The organism is Lentzea sp. NPDC058450, from assembly GCF_042721395.1.
Lineage (GTDB): Bacteria > Actinomycetota > Actinomycetes > Mycobacteriales > Pseudonocardiaceae > Lentzea.
In genome coordinates, this window is the sequence record NZ_JBHXLO010000003.1 from 315,374 (window position 1) to 333,969 (window position 18,596).

8 protein-coding genes are annotated in these 18,596 nt (G+C 70.0%); 3 read left to right on the top strand and 5 right to left on the bottom strand.

The genetic code is table 11. From position 1 onward, the window contains the following. Positions 1-124: 124 nt before the first annotated feature. Together ACFWNN_RS07735 and ACFWNN_RS07740 are read left to right on the top strand one after the other, a co-directional pair. Complete coding sequence (locus tag ACFWNN_RS07735) at positions 125-1,333, top strand: MFS transporter (protein ID WP_382439085.1); 1,209 nt, start codon at positions 125-127, stop codon at positions 1,331-1,333. Then, a complete protein-coding gene (locus tag ACFWNN_RS07740) occupies positions 1,330-11,373 on the top strand; it encodes a MupA/Atu3671 family FMN-dependent luciferase-like monooxygenase (protein ID WP_382439086.1) in 10,044 nt (3,347 codons plus the stop codon). Before ACFWNN_RS07735 ends, ACFWNN_RS07740 begins: the two co-directional genes overlap by 4 nt. Here the strand turns inward: ACFWNN_RS07740 and ACFWNN_RS07745 are convergent. From ACFWNN_RS07745 to ACFWNN_RS07765, 5 genes are all read right to left on the bottom strand, one after another. After that, positions 11,365-12,363 carry a streptomycin biosynthesis protein gene (locus ACFWNN_RS07745; RefSeq protein ID WP_382439087.1) on the bottom strand — a complete coding sequence of 333 codons (999 nt, stop codon included), beginning with the start codon at positions 12,361-12,363 and terminating at the stop codon, positions 11,365-11,367. The two genes, ACFWNN_RS07740 and ACFWNN_RS07745, sit on opposite strands and share 9 nt — an antisense overlap. 368 nt (positions 12,364-12,731) lie before the next feature. After that, positions 12,732-13,748: a GNAT family N-acetyltransferase gene (locus ACFWNN_RS07750; protein ID WP_382439088.1), complete on the bottom strand. Its 1,017-nt coding sequence runs from the start codon at positions 13,746-13,748 to the stop codon at positions 12,732-12,734. Then, positions 13,693-14,655: a sporulation-delaying protein SdpB family protein gene (locus ACFWNN_RS07755; protein WP_382439089.1), complete on the bottom strand. Its 963-nt coding sequence runs from the start codon at positions 14,653-14,655 to the stop codon at positions 13,693-13,695. The genes ACFWNN_RS07750 and ACFWNN_RS07755 overlap by 56 nt, the downstream gene beginning before the upstream one ends. Beyond that, entirely contained in the window at positions 14,646-15,191 is a 546-nt protein-coding gene (locus ACFWNN_RS07760) for a hypothetical protein (protein WP_382439090.1), read from the bottom strand. The genes ACFWNN_RS07755 and ACFWNN_RS07760 overlap by 10 nt, the downstream gene beginning before the upstream one ends. Before the next feature lie 5 nt (positions 15,192-15,196). Next, positions 15,197-15,373, bottom strand: a complete 177-nt coding sequence (locus tag ACFWNN_RS07765) for a hypothetical protein (RefSeq protein ID WP_382439091.1) — start codon at positions 15,371-15,373, stop codon at positions 15,197-15,199. A gap of 126 nt (positions 15,374-15,499) precedes the next feature. On the opposite strand from ACFWNN_RS07765, the gene ACFWNN_RS07770 reads away from it, so the two are divergent. Continuing rightward, a complete protein-coding gene (locus tag ACFWNN_RS07770; RefSeq protein WP_382439092.1) occupies positions 15,500-18,568 on the top strand; it encodes a BTAD domain-containing putative transcriptional regulator in 3,069 nt (1,022 codons plus the stop codon). The last annotated feature ends 28 nt before the right edge of the window (positions 18,569-18,596 follow it).

The following is an 18,596-nucleotide window of genomic DNA, read 5'->3' on the forward strand; positions in this document are numbered from 1 at the left end:
TCGCGGCTGTCCGTTTAGCTGGGCGCAGCGCAATTTGCACTGTTCGCGCGGTCAAACCCTCGGCAGGCGGCGTTCACCGTTCCGCCGCGATCGAGAACTCCAAGACCTGTGACGGATCGGGCCCATGGTCAACGAATCGGCTGTCGCTCCACACGGCACGCGGACCGGTAAGTGGTTCGGTTTCGTGGTCATAGCTCACGCGGTGTCCACCGCGGGCAACTACCTCAACCTCGTCGCTCTGGGCCTGTTCACGTACGAGGTGACGGGGAGCGGGCTCGGGGTGGGGTTGTTGATGGCGCTCAGGCTCGCGGCCGGCGCACTCGGCGGGGTCGTCGCGGGCCGCTGCGCGGGCAGGTTCGGCGGGCGGGCGATGATGATCGCCGCCGACATCGCCCAGGCCGCGGCGATGGTCGTGCTGGTGCTCGCCGCCGATGACGTGCTGGTGCCCGCCGCCGCGGTCGTGGTTCTCGGCGCGGGCAACGCGGTGTTCTCCGTGGCCCTGCGCACCTCGGTACCTGAGTGGGTCGGGCAGGCCGCGCGAGTGCGGGCGAACAGTCGGCTGATGGCCGCGCGGTCCCTGGGCACCGTCGCGGGCTTCGGCTCTGCGGGCGTGGTGATCTCGTCGGGCGGCTTCGGCCTCGCGTTCACGCTGAACGCGGCGAGTTTCGCGCTGTCGGCGTGCATGCTCGCGCTGGTGCGGCCCCGGAACGCCCACGCCCAGCCGGTCACGACGCACGACGGACGGAGGTTCCGGCCTTCCGCGTCGTTCCCGGTCCTGCTGCTGGGCATGGTTGCGTTGCGGGGTGTTGACGCGCTGGCGTCGTCGTCGCACAACGTCGCGCTGCCGGTGCTCGCGAGCACCATCCACGCGGGAGACGCCTCCGCGTTCCTGAGTCGCTTCTGGTTGGCGTGGGCCGCCGGTGCTCTGCTGGCTCAGCACGTCGTCAGGCGGTGGTGGCGCGGTCACGACCCGGCCACCGGCGAGCGGCTGTTCGCGATCGGCACGTGCGTCATGGCGGTCGCGTTCGCCGCCGCGTTCACCGGGATGCCCACGCTCCTGCTCCTGCTCCTGGCCCTGACCGCGGGCCTCGCCGACGGTGTCACGGACATCGCCTACACCTCGCGGTTGCAGGAGACACCACACCACCTGCGGGGACGCCTGTTCGGCTGGTCCGCGACGGCCGAGACGTCGGGTTTCGCGGTCGGCATGGTCACGGCCGGAGTTGCCTTGGAAGTCCTGCCCGCGGTCGCCGTCGTGGCGCTGTTCCACGGACTGGCGCTGTGCGCGGCGGCGGGATTCCTGCTGTTCAGAAATCGGGGGGAACGAGAATGACGACGACTTCGACGACGACGTGGTGCACAGGCCCCGCGCTGGACCTGGACGAGGACGACCCGCGGGACGTCGTCTCCGCTCTGCTGCGCGCCGCACGGCTGCACCCCGAGGCGGGCGTGGTCGCAGTGGGCGCGGACGGGCTCGGAGGCCTCATCACCTACCCGCGACTGCTGGACCGAGCGCGGAGGCTTCTGACCGGTCTGCGCTCTCGGGGCGTGCGGCGAGGTGATCACGTCCTGCTGTCGGGACTGCAGCTCGCCGACTTCTTCCCGGCTGTGTGGGCCTGCGTGCTCGGGGGCGCGATTCCCGCTGTGGTCGCCGACCCGGCTCAGGACGGCGGCCCGGTGCTGGAACGGCTGCGGCACACCTGGGAACTGCTCGACGAACCACTGGTGGTGGCGGACACTCCGGTGGACGGCTTCCCGACCGCGACGGTGGCGGAGTGCGAGCGGTACGAGCCCGCGCAGGACCTGGTGCGCGCCGGAGACGACGACGTCGTCGTGCTGATGTTGTCGTCGGGCAGCACCGGCGCGCCCAAAGCCTCCCAACTCACCCAGCGGGCACTCGTGCGCTTCGCTGCGAGCAGCAGGCGGATCCTCGGCGTGCGGCCCGGCGACGTGAGCCTGAACTGGCTGCCGCTGGACCACAGCGGCGCGTTCCTCCTCTACCACCTGCTGGCGGTGTTCACGGGAACCGTCAACGTGCACGCGCCCACCCGGTTCGTGCTGGCCGAGCCGACGCGCTGGCTGGACCTGATCGCCGAGCACCGGGCGAACCACAGTTGGGCGCCGACGTTCGCGTGGCAGCTCGTGGCCGACACCGTCGGCTCCCGGCAGTGGGACCTCTCGTGCGTGCGGACCCTGGTCTGCGGCGGAGAACAGGTGTTGCTGCCGGTCCTCGAACGCTTCTCGGACGTCACCGGCATCGGCCGCGAGTGCCTGATGCCGGTGTGGGGCATGGCCGAGACCACCACCGCCATCACCTACGGCAGGCTGACCGATCCCGGCACGGTCCACCGCGTCCTCACGAACAGCCTCGGCGAAGAACTCGTGCCCGCGGGCGACGAGGTACCGGACTTCGACGTGACGACGTTCGTCGCAGTCGGACCGCCCGCGCACGACACCAGCCTTCGGATCGTCGGCGACGACGGCGTTCCGCTGCCGGAGAACCACATCGGCCGCGTGCACATCAGTTCGGTTCGCGTCACGCCCGGCTACCTGAACGCTCCCGAGGCGACCGAGGCGGCGTTCCCGGAACCCGGATGGCTGGACACGGGTGATCTCGGATTCCTGGCGGGCGGTCAGCTCGTGATCACGGGACGGCACAAGGACCTGGTCGTCCTCAACGGGCACAACCACTTCTCGCACGAGATCGAGGAGGCCGCCGCCTCCGTCGCGGGTGTGCGGATCGGCGGAGTGGCCGCGTGCGGTGTACCGGACGAGCGAACCGGAACCGAACGGCTCGTGATCTTCTTCGTCAGCACCGACGACGACGCGGAGACGTCGGCCGCGATCAGGAAGGCGCTGCACCAGCGACTGCGGCTCACCGCGGCACACCTGGTCCCCGTCGCCGAACCGGACTTCCCTCGCACCCCGGCAGGCAAGGTCCAGCGCGCACTGCTGCGCGAACGCCTGCTCTCCCCGCGCCCAGCCGACGAGCGCACGACGGCCGGGGTGGTGGCGGATGCCGTCACCGCGGTGCTCGGTGGGCCGGTGGCCGAGCACACCCCGTTCTACGAGGCCGGGATGACGTCGGTGCAGATGATCCAGCTCGGCGCGCGCATCGAGCGCGAGCTCGGCACCACCACGCCCGTCACGACCCTGTTCGAGCACCCGACCGTCGCCGCGCTCGCCACGCACCTGTCCGGCGGCGCCCCCTCCCCCGGCGAGAGCGCCTCCCCGGGGGCAACACCGCCGGACGATCGGATCGCGATCATCGGCATGGCGTTGCGGTTCCCGGGAGCGAACTCGCCAGGAGAGTTCTGGGCGAACCTGCGGTCCGGTGTGGACGGTCTCACCACCTTTCCCGGCGACGGCTCCGCCCGCGTACCGGTGATGGGGGTGATCGACGAACCCGAGGCCTTCGACGCGGAGTTCTTCGGGATGACTCCTCAGGAAGCCGGGCTGACCGACCCCGCACAACGGTTGTTCCTGGAGGTCTGCCAGCACGCTCTCGAAGACGCCGGGCACGCGGGCACCTCCGCACGGGTCGGTGTGTTCGCGGGCTCCGGGGCGAACCTGTACGGGCACCAGGGACGGGCGGGGATCGGCGACGGCTCCCCGGCCGGCATGCAGGGCGTGATCGGCCAGTCCCCGGACTTCCTCGTCACGCGGGCCGCCTACCGGCTCGGGCTCACCGGGCCCGCGATCACCGTGCAGACCGCGTGCTCGACCGCGCTGGTCGCCGTGCACCTCGCGGCGCAGGCGTTGCTCACCGGCGAGGCCGACCTGGCACTCGCCGGCGCGGCGGCGGTGCACCTCCCACAGGAGTCGGGCTATCTGCCCGAACCGCCGTTGTCGCCGAGCGGCAGGTGCCGCCCGTTCGACGTGGAGGCCGACGGCACGGTGGGCGGCAACGGTGTGGCCGCGGTCGTGCTCAAGCGCCTGGACCGGGCCATCGCCGACGGTGACGAGATCCACGCCGTGGTGCTCGGCTCCGCGGTGAACAACGACGGAGCGGTCAAGGCGGGCTTCGCGGCGCCGGGCCTCGCCGGACAGGTGGACGTCGTGCGCCGGGCGCTGCGTCGAGCCGCCGCCGAGCCCGACTCGGTCTCCTACGTGGAAGCGCACGGCACCGGCACGGAACTGGGCGATCCGATCGAACTGGAGGCGCTCTCGCGCGCGTACAGCGGAGCCGACGACCGGCGACGCCCGATCGCACTCGGCTCCGTCAAGGGGAACATCGGTCACCTCGACAGCTGTGCGGGCATGGCCGGCCTGATCAAGGTCGTGCTGATGCTCCGGCACCAGGAGCTGGTGCCGACGCTGGGAGCGCGACGGCCCCTGGCCCGCATCACCGAGTCCGGCTCGCGGTTCGACCTCAACACGGAGACCCGTCCCTGGACGGCGGAAGGACCGTTGCGAGCGGGCGTGAGCGCGCTCGGCGTCGGAGGCACCAACGTGCACGTGATCCTGGAGAACGCACCCGCGCGGCCGGCCGCACCAGAACCCCGGATCCCGATGATCGCGCCGTTGTCCGCACACGACCCGGCAGCTCTCACCGACCTCGTCGGACGCGTCCGCGGGCGGCTCGCGGCGGACCTGCGACCTCTCGACGTCGCCACGACCCTCGCTCACGGACGTGCGCAACTCGCTCACCGGGCAGTGCTGGTGGGACGGAACCTCGAAGAGCTCGTACGTCCTGTCAGAACGGAACCGCTGGGGCGTCTCGTCTTCGCGTTCCCGGGTCAGGGCAGCGCCAGGTTCGGCATGGCGCGTGAACTGCACGAGGCCTTTCCGGTGTTCCGGGAGGTGCTGGCCCAGGCAGGCGACGACATCCGCGATCTCCTTCTGGGCGCCGACAGCGACACCCCGTGGCCGACCGAGACGGCCCAACCCGCCCTGTTGGTGTTCGAGGTCGCTCTCGCACGGCTGTGGCAGAGCTTCGGCATCACACCGGACGTGGTGACCGGTCACAGTCTCGGCGAGTACGGGGCGTTGTGCGTCGCGGGCGCGCTCACCCTCACCGACGGACTGCGCGTGACCGCCGCCCGCGGCCGGGCGATGGCGAGCGCCGCACCTGGAGCGATGCTGTCGGTGCGGGCCGAAGGCGGACTGGTGCGACGGATCGCGTCCCTCACCGGCACCGAGGTCGCCGCGGTGAACGGCCCGGCCGCGCACGTGCTCGCCGGTGCACCCGACCAGGTGCGCATGGCGGAGGAGGCCTTCGACGCGGAACGCGTGGCGCATCGCCGGCTCGCGGTCGACCGCGCGTTCCACACCGCGTCGATGGCCGACGCGGTGCGGCGATTCCTCGCCGAGATCGACGACGTGGTGTTCCGGCCCCTGCGTGTGCCGCTGATCAGCACGCTCGACGGCCGGGAACATCCGATCGGCTGGGTTCCGGACATCGGACACCTGGCGCGACAGGCGAGGCAGCCGGTCCGCTTCGACCGGGCGGTCACCTCGGCGGGTGACGCGGACCTGCTGGAGATAGGACCCGGCGAGACGCTGGTTCCGCTGTGCGAGCGCGGGATCGCCAGCCTCGGTCCGGGTGAAGGTGCCGTCGACGCGCTCTGGAAGGCGCTCGGGACCATGTACGTCCGCGGAGCCGAAGTCGACTGGAACGCGGTGCTTCCGCCCGGTGGCAGGCGGGTGTCCCTGCCCGGCTACCCCTTCCGACGCACCGTCTTCCCCGTCACCGCGCCGAATCCTCCCCGCCAGGAGAGCGCCGACTCGTTCGACGCGGTGCAGGCCGTCGTGGCGCGGGTGCTCGGCGTACCCGGATCCTCGGTCACCCCGGACAAGTCCTTCCTCGACCTCGGGGCGGACTCCCTGTCGCTCATGGGCCTCGCGAGGGCGGTCGACTCGCAGTTCGGGGTTTCCCTGCCCGTCCGCGACCTGTTCTCGGACGTCGACACGTCGCGCAAGCTCGCCGCACTGGTGACACCGGCACATCGGGACACCGCGGTGCCGTCAGCGGAGCCCGTACGACCGGCCGGCGTGCCGGAGGTGGTCCGGCGTCAGCTGGAACTCGGCGAGAAGCTGGTCGAACTGATGGAGCGCCAACTGGATCTGTTGACCGGTGAGGAGTCGGCCGCTCCGGTCGCGGTGGTACGGGAAGAACCAGCGCGCGAACCCGTTCAGGTCGCTCCGCCGGTATCGGTACCCGCCACGCTCTCCACCGCCCGGTGCGACTTCAGCCTGTACTTCTTCGGCGACTACCCCGAGCAGGACGAGAACGAGAAGTACGCCCTGGTCAACGCCGCCACCGAGTTCGCGGACCAGCACGACTTCCACGCGGTGTGGTTGCCGGAGAGGCACTTCCACTCCTTCGGTGCGCTGTTCCCCAACCCGTCGGTGCTCGCCGCCTCGCTCGCGGCAAGGACCCGGCGGATCAGGCTGCACGCGGGGTCCGTGGTACTGCCGTTGCACGATCCGATCCGCGTCGCGGAGGAATGGGCGGTCGTCGACAACCTCTCCGGCGGCAGGGTGGGTCTGTGCGTCGCGAGCGGGTGGCACGCGGGCGACTTCGCGCTGGCACCGCAGAACTTCGGCGACCACCGCGAACTGATGTACGAGCGTCTCAGCGAGGTGAAGAGGCTGTGGGCCGGTGACGCGGTCGAGCGGACGTCCGGTTCTGGGCAGCAGATCGAGGTGCGGACCAGCCCACGACCGATCCAGCCGCTGCCGCCGCTCTACGTCGCGGTGGTCGGCAATCCGGACAGCTACCGGCGCGCCGGCGCCGAGGGGCTGGGCGTCGTGACCAACCTGATCACGCAGACGGTGGAGGAACTCACCGCGAACATCGCGCTGTACAGGCGAGTTCGCGCGGAACACGGCTTCGACGCCGACAGCGGACGCGTCGTCGTCCTCGTGCACACCTACCTCGGCCCGGACGCCGCCCGCGCTCGTGCGGAAGCGAGAGGACCGTTCCTGTCGTACCTGAGGTCGTCGCTGTCCTTGTTCGACCAGGTGACCACCAGTCTCGGCGTCGAGGTGGACCTGGAGAACACCCCGGAGGCGGACCTCGAGTTCCTGCTCGATCGGGCGTACGAGAGGTACTGCGACTCCCGCGCGCTGATCGGCGATGAGCACACCGCGTCCGCCGTCGTGGACCGGTTGGTGGCGGCGGGTGCGAACGAGGTCGCCTGCTTCGTCGACTTCGGGGTTCCGACGGCTCGCGTGCTCGAGGCACTTCCCGCAGTCGATCGAATGCGTCTGCGCCACCGGTCGCCGCGGTTGGCTCCGACACCGGCGCAGCGGCGCATCTGGCTGGCCGAACGCATGCTCCCGGGGAGCAACCTCTACCACGAGCCCAAGGCGGTCCGGTTGCTCGGTGAACTGGACGTGCCGTTGTTCACGACCGCTCTGCGGCAGGCCGTGAACCGGCATCCCGCGCTGCGCACGGTCTTCCGCGAGGACGCGGACGGCCCGTACCGGGTGGTGCTGCCGTCGGTCGACCTCGACTGCCCCGTGCTCGACTGCGCGGGAGTCAGCGAGGACCAGGCGTTGCGAGCAGTGCTGGAGACGGACGGCAAGCAGCACCTGGACCTGACCGAGGGTCCGCTGGTGCTGGCCAGGCTCCTGCGCTTCGACGACAGGCGGCACGTGCTCTTCCTGCTGGCGCACCACATCGTGTTCGACTCCTCCTCCACCGCTGTGCTCCTGCGGGACGTCGCCGCGTACTACGGGGGAGAACCTCCCGCCGCGGCAGCGGTCCACGTGCCCCGCGAGCCCGACCCGGACAGCAAGCAAGCCGACCTGGAGCACTGGCTGCGAGAACTGCGCGACCTGCCTGTGTTGCGCCTGCCGACGGATCGGCCACGCCCTCCCGTGCGTGAGGGAGTCGGGGCGCACGTCGTCCACGAGTTCGGTGCGGTGCTCGCGGACCGTCTGACGACGCTCTGCGCCGAGAACCGGGTCACGACGTTCATGGCCCTGCTCGGTGCCGTCGGCGCGGTGCTGGGCCGGTTCAGCGGCCAGGACGACCTGGTGATCGGCACCGCGGTGTCCCATCGTCCGGAGGACGCCGAGGACCAGGTCGGTCTGTTCCTCGACACCGTCGCACTGAGGATGGACCTGTCAGGAGACCCGGTGTTCGCCCACCTGCTGCGTCAGGTCCGCGACAGGACGGTGACCGCGTACGAGCATCGCGCGGTCGCGTTCGACGAGATCGTCGAGGCTCTCAACCCGGATCGCGATCCGAGCCGGACGCCGATCTTCCAGGTGCTGGTCGAGTTCGAGCACGAGGAGGAGGTCGTGTTCACGCCAACGTTGTCGGCGCGGTTGCTCGACGTGCCGAGCGACCGGGCGCCGTTCGACCTCACGCTCTACCTGACCAGGCATCACGACGGACTGCGCTGTTCAGTCGAGTACGACAGCCGACTCTTCGACGAGGACACCGTGCGACGGGTCCTGGGCCACGTCGACGGCCTGCTGCGGCGGGCGGTCGAGCAGCCGGAAGCCCGGCTGTCCGAACTCACCTCGACCACCGGAACCGATCTCGAGGTGGTGCGGTCGTGGCAGGGCAAGTCCGTGCCGGTGCCGGATCTCGGCCTGCACCACCTCGTGGAACGGCAGGTGCTGGCGACGCCCGACGCGGTCGCGCTGCTCGCGGAAGGGACTCGGTGGTCGTATGCGGACCTGGACGGACGGGCGAACCTCGTGGCCCGGCGCCTGCGTGAACGAGGTGTGGGGCCGGGCGACTTCGTGGCGTTGTCGCTCCCCCGGGGCCCGGTCCTGCTGGCGGCACTGCTCGGCGTGCTCAAGAGCGGCGCGGCCTACGTGCCGATCGACCCGGCCACACCGGAGGCACGACAGCGATTCCTCCTCGACGACTGCGCGGCCGCGGAGGTGCTGACGAGCGACCACCCCGTTCTCGCCGACGGACCGCCTGCGGGGCCACCGGCCGTCGAGTTCACTTCGGACAGTGCCGCCTACTGCATCTACACCTCCGGATCGACCGGGAGGCCCAAGGGCGTCGTCGTACCCCACCGCGGCCCGGTCAACCTCGTGTCGTGGCACCTGCGGCACCACCGTCCGATGCGGACCGCGCAATGGACGTCGACCGCGTTCGACGTGAGCGTTCAGGAGATCTTCACGACGCTCGCGTCCGGCGCCACCCTCGTGCTGGTGAACGAGCACGAGCGACACGACCTCGCCGCTGTGGTCACGCGCCACGGGGTGGAGCGGTTGTTCCTCCCGTTCACCCCCTTGAAGCACCTGGTCGAGCAGGCGCCGGAAATGCCCTCGCTGCGCGAGGTCTTCTCCGCCGGGGAGGCGCTGCACCTGACGCCCGCGCTGCGCCGTTTCCTCGCCTCCCACCCGTCCTGCGCGCTCCACAACCAGTACGGGCCCACCGAGGCGTCGATCATCGTCACCTCCCATCGGGTGGATCCCGAGGCGGGCCACCGCCCGCCGATCGGCGCGCCCATCGACGGCGCCGAGGTGAGGCTGCTGGACGCTCGCGGCCGCGAGGTGCCCATCGGCACGAGCGGCGAGATCGAGATCTCCGGTCTTCCGGTAGCGCACGGCTACGTCGGCAGTCCGGAGTTCGGGGGCGTCTACCGCACGGGCGATGTCGGCCGGTGGCGCAACGACGGCACCATCGAGTACCTCGGCAGGCTGGACGACCAGGTGAAGATCCGCGGTCACCGCGTCGAGCCCGGAGAGGTGCAGTCGGTGCTGGCCGAACTGCCCGGTGTGGTGGACGCCGCCGTCGTCGCCAGGCCTGGCCCGCACGGCGACCTGGAGCTGGTGGCCTACGTCGTGTCGCCGCGCGACGATCTCCTGGAACAGCTCGCGCGATCCCTGCCGGACCACCTGGTGCCGAAGCGGTGGGTTCGGCTCGATCGCTTGCCGTACAACACGAACGGCAAGCTCGACAACGAACGGTTGCCCGAGCACGTGGTCCAGCCGGTGCAGGCGGATCGCCCCGCCACCGAACTCGAGCACGCACTCCACCGGTTGTGGTGCGCGGAACTCGGCCTGGACTCCGCACCGGTCACCGCGACCTTCTTCGCGCTCGGCGGCCACTCGCTCAGTGCCGTGAGGCTGATCAACAGGATGGCGGCCGACCACGACATCGCGCTGACCATGGCCGATTTCTTCCGTGCCCCCACGATTCGCGCGATCGCGGGCCGGCGCGCCGCGGAAGTGGTCGACACCGTCGAAGCGCCGTCAGCGCTGCGCCGGCTCAGGCAGCGCCACGACGCACGGCGGGATCCTTCCGTGTACAACATCGCGCAACGCGTGGACGTTCACGGGCGGCTCGACACCGACGCCCTGCACCGTGCACTGACCGAACTGGTGCGCAGGCACGACGCGCTGCGGATCAGACTCGCCGACCGCGACGACGACCTCGTCGTGGAGGTGTTGCGGGAGGTCGCGGTCGACCTGCCGATCATCCCGTGCGAGGACGTGGACGAGTGGTGCGCGCGGGAGGCGGCGCGACCGTTCGCGCTGGATCGGGCACCGCTCTTCAGGTTCAGGCTGGCCAGGGTGCACGACGAGCACTGGGTGCTGCTGGCCGTGTGGCACCACGCGGTGTGCGACGCCTGGTCCTTGTCCGTGCTGTGGCGGGAAATCGGGCAGCTGTACCGCGGAGTCCGCCTCGATCCACCGGCTGCCCGGTACGTCGACTACGCCCGGTGGGAACGCACGGTCCCGCACGCCGATCACGAGCGGTTCTGGCGCGAAGCGCTGGACGGTGCGCCGCTGCGGCTGGAGCTGCCTGCGGACCGGCCACGCTCCGCACCCCTGTCCGGGGCTGGAGCACACCACGAGCTCGTCGTTGACTTCCCTGCGCGGGAACTGGCGGCGCGGCTCGAGACCACGCCCTACGTCGTGCTCGCGGTCGCCTTCTCGGAGTGGGTCTCCGAGGTGACCGGCCTTCCGGACCACGTGCTCGCGGCGTCGAGCGCTAACCGGTTGCTCGCCGGCCACGAGAACACCGTCGGGTTGTTCGGAGACGCGGTGCTGCTGCGCACTGGGTCGGCAGGCGACCTCGCCGAACGGGTCGAGCGGATGAGCCGAGCGGTGAGCGAGGCCGTGGACCACCAGGTGCTGCCGTTGAGCGAGGTCGTCCGCCTGATCGACCCCGGCGTAGCAGACGGCCTGTTCCCCTCGGTGCTGTTCACCGTGGTCACGGCTCCGGAACCGGTCGTGGACCTGCCCGGCGCCGTCCTGCGCCCGGTGCTGAGGCCCGGACTCGCCCGCACCGAGCTGTACGTGGTGGTCCTGTTCGAGGAGACCGGGGTTCGCGTGGTGTTCGAGTACTCGACCGACCTGTTCGACCGGGACACCGTCGTCGGGTGGGGCGAGAAGTTCACGGCCGTGCTCGAACGCCTGGCGGCGCGGCGGGTTCGGACGTCACGCTGATCGCGGCTCCCGGCCGGCTTCCCCACCCAGCTGGTCCGCGAACTTCTCCCACGTGCGGGCGTACTCGCGGGCCAGCCGCACGACGGTTTCGCGCTGGTGCGGCGGGACGGACCGGATCAGTTCGTCCCGCTGGTCCGGGTCGATCGCGGCGGAGTCCAGGAACCTGATCAACGCACGGCCGAACTCTGTGAAGCGCAGCGAGGGATCTCGTCTGAGGTTGGCGATGAGTTCCGCGGGCTCGGCCGTGCCGGGCAGAGGCACGTCCGGGACGGCTTCGCCCGCGGCCTCGGAGGATCGCTGCGGGAAGTCCGGCGCCTCCCCGCGCGCCAGCCGCGCGCGTACGTCCTTGACGGTGGCGGGTGACACGCCCGCGGCACCCGCGATGGCTCGCAGTGAGGCGGACGGGTTTTGCGCGAGGAGTTCGCCCGCCCTGCGCCTGCCCGCGCCACCGTCGCGCGGACGGGCTTTCCCGTCCTTGCCGACCCTCGCGTTCAACTGCTCGGGTTGAGCTGTTGAACACCGCCTGATCGACGCGACGGTCGCCGCGGCGAGCCCGATCACCGCGGCAACGCGCCGGTCCGACCACTCGGGGTGCGAGACGATGATCCGTCGGGCGGCAGCCCGACGGTCCGCGAGCGACAGGGGCAAGCCGTGTTCCCGGTTCGCCTCGACGGCCAGCACGAACGGATCTGCCCCTTCGTCCTCGACGAACAGCACGGGAATCGCGGCATCGCCACGAATGCGCGCCGCTTCGAGCCGGTGCATGCCGTCGATGACCCGCATCGAACGGCGGTGCACGAGGATCGGCGGGAGGGGTTCGCTCACCTGGGCGAGCAGGCCCGCGTGCTCCGCGTTCTCCCCCGCCACCCGCGGCGAGTCGGAGCGGAGCAACGACTCGAGCGGGATCCGTTCAGGCGTCCGTGAGGTCGTGCCCAGCGCATCCGTGCGATCAGGCTCGTGCGAACCGGCGGCATTCCTGCCGACACCCATCGTCCCCCCAAGGACTTCACTCGTCTCCGATGCCTTGCGGGACCAGGATGTACGCGCTCACTACTCGAACACGACTCGGCACCGATCGCGGCCTGGTGAGGTGCCCGCTGCGGCGCGGCCAGGAGCGTCGCGGGCCGCTGCTGAGGCACGTGCCCCTCGACGGGTGGCGCGGCTTTCCCGGCCGCACCGACCCTCCGACCTCTCACTCACTGCTGAGCACGATCGCGCTTCGGGGCACGGGCTCGCGAGATGAGCTCCAGGCTGTCCGCACCCCCAGCACGGACACCCGAGCTCCAGTGTGCGAGCCCGCACTACCCGTGCGGTATCCGCCGACTACTCGTCGGCACAGTCCGGCGTCCGCCGACACCTCACCCGAGGCGAGCCCGGAGCTCCGCGATCTCCGCGCTGACGGCGACGGTCGTGGCTGTGGTCGTGAACCCGATCTGGTCGTTGACCCTCATCATGTGCTCGTTGCCCGCGTTGACGTTGGTGAACACCCGGTCGACCTCCGGCCGTTCGGAGAGGAGGAGTCGCAGCATGTGCGCCTTGACGCAACGGCCGAGGCCGTGGCCGCGATGGGCGGGAACGACGGCGGTGTCCTGCTGGATGCCCCACGTGGGATAGGTCTCGTAGACGTCCATCTGCGTCACCGCCACCGCGTTCCCGGTGTTCTCATCGATCGCCACGACCACGCGCTGCACGACTCCCTGTTCCTGTCTGGCGGCTTCTTCCTCACGTACGCGGGCGGCCGTCCAGTCGGCGAACCTGTAGTCGGAGTCCTCCACGGGCGCGTCGCGCATGGCGAAGAGGGCCTGCGCGTACGTCGACACGAGTTCCTCCGGCGCGGTACCCGCCCAGGCCACGAGGCGGTAGCCGTCAGGGACGGGTACGTCCCAGCGCGACCGGTCGACGTTCTCGATCTTCAGGGTCTGCGCGACGGTGGACTTCGCCGTGTGCAGGCCGACGTCGATGGCCCACCGATGCCCGGCGCCGTCCTTGGCGAGGTCCCATCCCTCCACCACGGACCTGCCGTGCGACTCGAGTTCGGGCAGCAGTGCCCGCAGCACCGCCTTGCCCACGCCCTCACGACGCCGCCGCGGCGCGACGGTGATCTCCGTCAGGGCGAAGTGACCGTTCTCGTTGTCCGGGAAGTAGGCCACTGCTCTTGCCACCAGCTCGCCGTCACGACGCACGACCCAGGTCCGCCGCGGCCCGAGGCCCGCCGCCGGCTGACTCAACGCCGACACCCACGCCTGGTAGTCCAGCAGCACAGGGTGCTCGTGGTCCTGTACCTGAGCGGCGGTCGAGAGCTCGTAGAGCGCCGTCAGCTCAGCCGGAGTCGCCCGCTCCGCCTCGAACGGAAGAACCTCCACGCACGCGTTCATTTCGCGTCACCACCTCATCTTCCGCAGATCGGATCGGGGAGCACACAAGGACGACGACGCCGATCAGCACCAGGCCGAACGCCGACAAGCTCATCAGCACCATGATTCCCGCGTGAAATCCGATGCCCAGCACGAGCGCCCATCTCCGTGCGCCGTCGCCACACCAGAACAGCACGGCGAGTGCGAGCTGGACCGCGATGACCGACCAGCTCGCACTCGCGACGATCCAGTGGACGTGCAGCAGCGGATCGATCAGGTCCCGCAGGAAGGGCGGGAAACCGGCGTACGGGTGGTACGCGACCGCGACCATCGCACTTCCTCGACGCCACAGGGGATCCCCGGCCTTGGACAGGGCCGCGCCCAGGTAGACGATGGAGAGTTGCAGCCGCAGCGCGTGGTGCCCGGCGTAAGCCACGCCCCGCCAGGCGGCGGGCATCGGTGAGTCAGGGCCTGTCCAATGCCACGTGCGATCGTCGCCGAGACACAAGGGGATCAACAGCATCGTCGCGAGCATGAGCACGCGGTCGCCGCCGTCGGACTCGGGTGTGCTGACGACCATGCTGAACGCCACGTACCAGTGCGGAACGCAGGACAGCCGGGGGCGATAGCCGGACAGGACGACCAGCAGGACCGCGATCGTCACGGTCCTGCCGATGAGCAGGCTCGCGCCCATCCCCTCGGTCGCACACCACAGCGAGATCGCCCGGATGCCGTCGCAGCGCACTCCGTCCGGTGGCCGTAGGACCGGGGAGAACAACGCGGTGCTCTCGCTGAACACCACTGTGGACAGTTGGGCGAGTGCGAGCAGGCTCCTGCCGATCCCCTGCTGGAGTCCTCTCGGTTCGGCCAGGACTGCGGCCCGCACGAGCCGCGAGTGCAGCGCGTGCCACGCGCTCGTCAGCCGCATTCGACGTTCACCACAGCGATTCTGTGCACTCTTCTCGCTGTCGCGGGTAGTCGCCCGGGCTCAGGCACCTCGGTCCGTTCCGCCGACAGCACGAGGTCTCCGCACAGGAGCCGACCTCCGGGGCCGTTCTCCAGCCGGTACGGGTCGACGGGACCGAGGTCGAGACCGCACTCGAGCGCGTCGCGTCGCGTGCAGATCTGCCACTGCTCGTCGGGGACGCGGCGGGCGAACCGCCACGCCTCGTTGAACCGGGTCTCGGCGGACCTGCCCAGGCCGTGGTGTCCGATGTCGTCGAGTGGCGACAGGGGAAGCCCCGGCCCGGAAACCCGATAGGCCACCACCGAGTCCCTGTCGAGCCCGGTGAAGAACCTCCAGTGCTGCGGCCAGAGCACGGCGAACGCGCTCAGCCCGGGAACCCCGAGCTGAGCGAGCCACCCCAGGACGAAGCCGCCCACGAGCACCAGCGACGCGAATCCGAGTCCGCGTGCGGTGCGGGTGTGGACGTCCTCGTCTGCCGGACGAGCAGTGCGGCTCATGGCGCTCAGCCGGTGTGGCCGGGCGGCCTTCCCGTGTGGTCGGCCGTCGAGTCGGTCAGAACCGAGTTGTTCGACTGAGGTCCCTCGTTGCCCGGTTCGTCTGCGGAAGCCAGACCCGCGACCCACACCGCGACGAACGCGGCGACGACCAACACCAATCCCGAAATCGTCTTCTTGCTCACTTGTCCCCCAATGGAATTCACCAACGGTCCGATGAGCAGTCAGACCTGGCGACGAGCCTCCCACCTGTCGCTACCTGACCGCTACTCGCACACTACCCTGAGTCACCTGATCAGTATGCTGAGCAGGTGAGCGTGACGTTTCGCCTGCTGGGACCATTCGAGACGATCCTGTCCGGGGAGCCGGTCAAGGTCGGCGGCGCGCGCCAGCGCAAGCTGCTCGCGGTCCTCCTGCTCAACGCGAACCGGATCGTGTCCGTCGACCAGCTCGTTGCCGCTCTGTGGGAGAACCCACCGGGCTCCGTGCGTCAGCAGGTCCACAACTCGATCGGCAGCTTGAGGCGCGTGTTGGCGGGTGCATCGAGCGAGGTCCAGATCATCAGGACCGACACCGGTTACCGGCTGGACGTCGCCGAAGACGTGATCGACCTCCACCGCTTCGACCGCAACGTCCGCGCCGCGCGTGACGCGGAGCAGCGCGGAGACCTGTACACGAGCCTCGGGCTGCTCGACGAGGCCTTGTCGCTCTGGCGCGGCAAGGCGTTGAGCGGTCTGGACGGGGTGTGGTTCGAGACCGCCGCGGCGAGCTTGAACGAGAACAGACTCGCCGCCGTCGAGCAGCTCGCGTCCTGCCGCATCCGTTGCGGCGAGGCGGCTTCGCTCATCGGAGACCTGACGAAACTCGTGCGGCAGCACCCGCTGCGCGAGTCCCTGCGCGACCGCCTCATGCGGGCGCTGTACCTGAGTGGCCGCCAGGCGGACGCGCTCGCCGTCTACGAGGAAGGCCGCAGGGTTCTGGCGGACGAACTCGCCCTCGACCCCGGCTCCGGTCTGCGCGAACTGCACCTCGCGATCCTCAACGGATCGCTCCCGGTGACGACCACGCCGCACCACGAGGGCACGGCGGAGATGCTCTCCGCACCAGGGTCCGGCACTAGTCCCACGAAGTTCTACCTGCCTCACGACAACCACGACTTCTCCGGCCGCACGGCCGAGATCGCGCACCTGCTCGAGGAGGCGGCCAGGGAGAATCCGTCGACTCTCGTGATCTCCGCCATCGACGGGATGGGCGGCGTCGGCAAGACGACGCTGGCAGTCCACTTCGCACACGAGGTCGCGGACGGCTACCCGGACGGTCAGTACTTCGTCGACCTGCACGGGTTCACCACCGGAATGGAGCCCATCACCGCCGACCAGGCGCTCGAGCAACTGTTGCGCGACAGCGGCGTGCCGCCCGAACTGGTGCCCACCGGAACCGAGGCGCGCAGCCATCTGTGGCGGTCCCGGACCGCGGGTACCCGCAGTCTTCTCCTGGTGGACAACGCAGTCGACGCGGCTCAGGTCCGTCCGCTGCTCCCCGGCAGCGCGGGTGTGCTGGTCATCATCACCAGCAGGCGCAGGCTCTCCGCGCTCGACGGCGCGGTCCCCATGTCGCTCGACGTCCTGTCACCCCACGAGGCCGCGGACATGTTCGCGCGGGTCGTCGGCGAACGCCGTGCGGAGAAGGAACCGGAAGCAGTCGCCGAGGCGGTCCGGCTCTGCGGACATCTACCGCTCGCGATCCGGATCGCCGCCGCGCGACTGCGGGACCGGGACAGCTGGACGGTCGCCGACCTGGTCGACCGAATCCGCGACCACGCGCACCGCGCACGATTCCTCCAGGTGGAGGACCGCAACGTGATGGCGGTGCTGAAACTCTCGCACCGGTACCTCGATCCGTTGCATCGCAAGGTCTTCCGGTTGCTGAGCCTGCATCCGGGCGCCGAGTACGACGTCGGTTCCACCGCCGCGCTCGCGGAAATCTCGACCGACCAGGCCGAGTCCTGTTTGGATGGACTCTTCGATTTCAACCTCGTGAAGCAGTTCACGCCAGGACGGTTCCACTTCCACGACCTCGTGCGGGACTGCGCGGTCCAGATGCGCTCCGAAGTGGACACGGAGGACGAGCAGCAGGCGGCGCTGAGACGCCTGTTCGACCACTACCTGAAAGCCGCCGGGATCTGGTGTCAAGCGCTCGCACACGGCAATCCGGTGAAGGAACCCGACGAGGACTCACCGTCCAGCGTGCGGACTCCGGCATCTCCCGCCGAAGCGACAGCCGTGCTGAACGCGGAGTTCCCGAATCTCGTCGCGACCGCACGTCTCGCCGCAGAAGTCGGCCGGCACGCCCAGGCGTGGAAGCTCGTGTGCGCCCTGGAGCCGTACCTGAGGGCGACCAACTACGCGGGCCCGTCCTACGACCTCTACTCCCTCGCCGCACGCTCGGCGAACATCGACGGAGACGCCCACGGCGAGTCGCTGTGCTGGTCGGGCTTGGCCTCGGTGTGCCGGGAGCGCGGGCTGACGAGCGAGGCGATCCGCCACCTCGACCGCGCACTGGAGTTGACCAGACGACTCGGCGAACTTCACCGCGAGTCCGCACTGCTGATCCACCTCGGCCTCCTGCGTCTCGACATGGATGACTACGCCGGGGCCGAACGGGACTTCGGCCTGGCGCAAGCCCACATCGCCGAGGAGCCGGATCACCCGTACCACGAGACGATCATCAACAACCAGGCCGTGGTCGCCAGGGAACTGGGCAGGTTCACCGAATCGCTCGAGCACTTCACCCTGTCGCTCGAGCTGATGCCACCCGATGACGCGATCAGCCGACTGGTGACCAGGTGGAACGTCGCAACCGTGCTGCACGCGCAGCGCGAACACCACGGAGCGCTCCGAGAGTTCGGCGAAGTGTTGTCGGGCAGCCAGGCGATCGGGTACCAGACCGGCATCGCTCTGGCGCAGTTGGGCCTGTGCGCCACCCAACGATCGCTGGGCGACTACGCGGCCTCGGTCCAGCACGGCCGCGACGCACTCGTCCTCGCGCGCCGGCTCAACCTGCACAGGGTGGAGTGTGAGGTGCTCGACGCCCTCGGCGAAACCGCCGTGGCGGCGAAGGACCTCGACCACGCGGAAAAGGTCTACGCGCAAGCCAGAGAACGATCGAACCACTACTCTTTCGCTCGCTACGAGGCACGTGCACTGGAAGGATTCGCGCACATCGCTCACCGCCGGCACGACCCGACTCTCGCCGAGCGCTACTGGCGCGAGGCGGTCGCGATGTACCCAAGCGTCATGCACGACGCCACTCACGCGCGACATCACCTTGCCTCACTCGACGACGAGTCGGCGACCTGCTTCCGGTGCGAAACGCCGTAAAGCATCAGCCCTTGGCCCAAGACCACCG